This is a genomic window from Lichenifustis flavocetrariae (assembly GCF_026130545.1).
In the GTDB taxonomy this organism is placed as follows: Bacteria; Pseudomonadota; Alphaproteobacteria; order Rhizobiales; family Beijerinckiaceae; genus Lichenihabitans; species Lichenihabitans flavocetrariae.
Genome location: NZ_JAMOIM010000127.1, coordinates 1 through 1,109 on the forward strand (window position 1 = coordinate 1; position 1,109 = coordinate 1,109).

The window sequence follows — 1,109 nt, forward strand, 5'->3', positions numbered from 1 at the left end:
GAAAAGCTGCCGCCTTTGACCCTGTCGGGCCACTCAACACCCGATGTCCCCCAGAACTCCTGTAACCTGTTGCCTTCGGGAACGAATGACTGACCAGTGTCCGGCTATCGTGGAAGGGTCGGCACCGGTCGGCAGGTTGTCGACAATCGGTAAAAAGGTCTCAACCATGACGGAAGCGGTCCTGACCAGCGGCTCGGCTATGACCGCCGGCGAACCGCGCGAGGCGGTCTACCGGCATCGCCTCGCGACGCGGATCTGGCATTGGGTCAACGCTCTGACGATCTTCGTCATGCTCATGAGCGGCATGATGATCTTCAACGCGCATCCCCAGCTTTACTGGGGTCAATACGGGGCCGACGACGATCACAGCTGGTTGGAGATCGGTTCGAACGACGAGCATGGGTTCCTCCGCATCGGCTCGCTCACGGTTCCGACCACGGGCGTTCTCGGCTACGCCCAGGGGCAGGACGTCGCCTTCCCGCCGCTAGTCACAATCCCGACGAGTTACGACCTCGCGGCCGGTCGGAGCTGGCACTTCTTCTTCGCTTGGTTCCTCGTCATTCCCACTCTCGTCTATTGGGTCTGGAGCGTCCTCACCCGCCACCTGCAACGCGACCTCGCCCCCAAGGCCGAGGAGCTTCGTCCCCGGCACCTCCTCCGCGACATCGCCAACCACGCGCGCCTGCGCTTCCCCACCGGCGAGGCGGCCCGCCGGTACAACGTCCTGCAGAAACTCGCCTATCTGTCGGTCCTGTTCGTGCTCCTGCCGCTGATGGTGCTGACCGGACTCGCCATGTCGCCTGGCGTGAATGCGGGCTGGCCCTGGCTCCTGGATGTCTTCGGCGGACGCCAGTCGGCCCGCTCCATCCACTTCATCTGCGCCTCCGGCTTGGCGGGCTTCATTGTGATCCATCTCACGATGGTGCTGCTCGCGGGACCTTGGAACGAAGTGCGCTCGATGGTCACCGGATTCTACCGCCTGCCGGGAAAGGCCAGCCGATGACGATCCTGCTTCCGCGTCGCCGTATCCTCGGTGGCCTCGCCCTCGGTGGCTTGACCACCGTTGCGGGCGGTTCGATGCTGGTCGGATGCGACCGGATCAGCAACTC

Annotated in this window: 1 protein-coding gene; it reads left to right on the forward strand. The window is 64.1% G+C overall.

The features are described 5' to 3' along the window. Positions 1 to 166 precede the first annotated feature (166 nt). The gene (locus M8523_RS36145; protein WP_282589619.1) at positions 167 to 1,003 is read left to right on the forward strand and encodes a cytochrome b/b6 domain-containing protein; all 837 of its coding nucleotides are present in this window, start codon (positions 167 to 169) and stop codon (positions 1,001 to 1,003) included. Positions 1,004 to 1,109: the final 106 nt, after the last annotated feature.

What these genes read in the sequence shown, in the direction of transcription:
- M8523_RS36145 (WP_282589619.1), top strand. Translation starts at nt 167, where the DNA reads ATGACGGAAGCGGTCCTGACCAGCGGCTCGGCTATGACCGCCGGCGAA.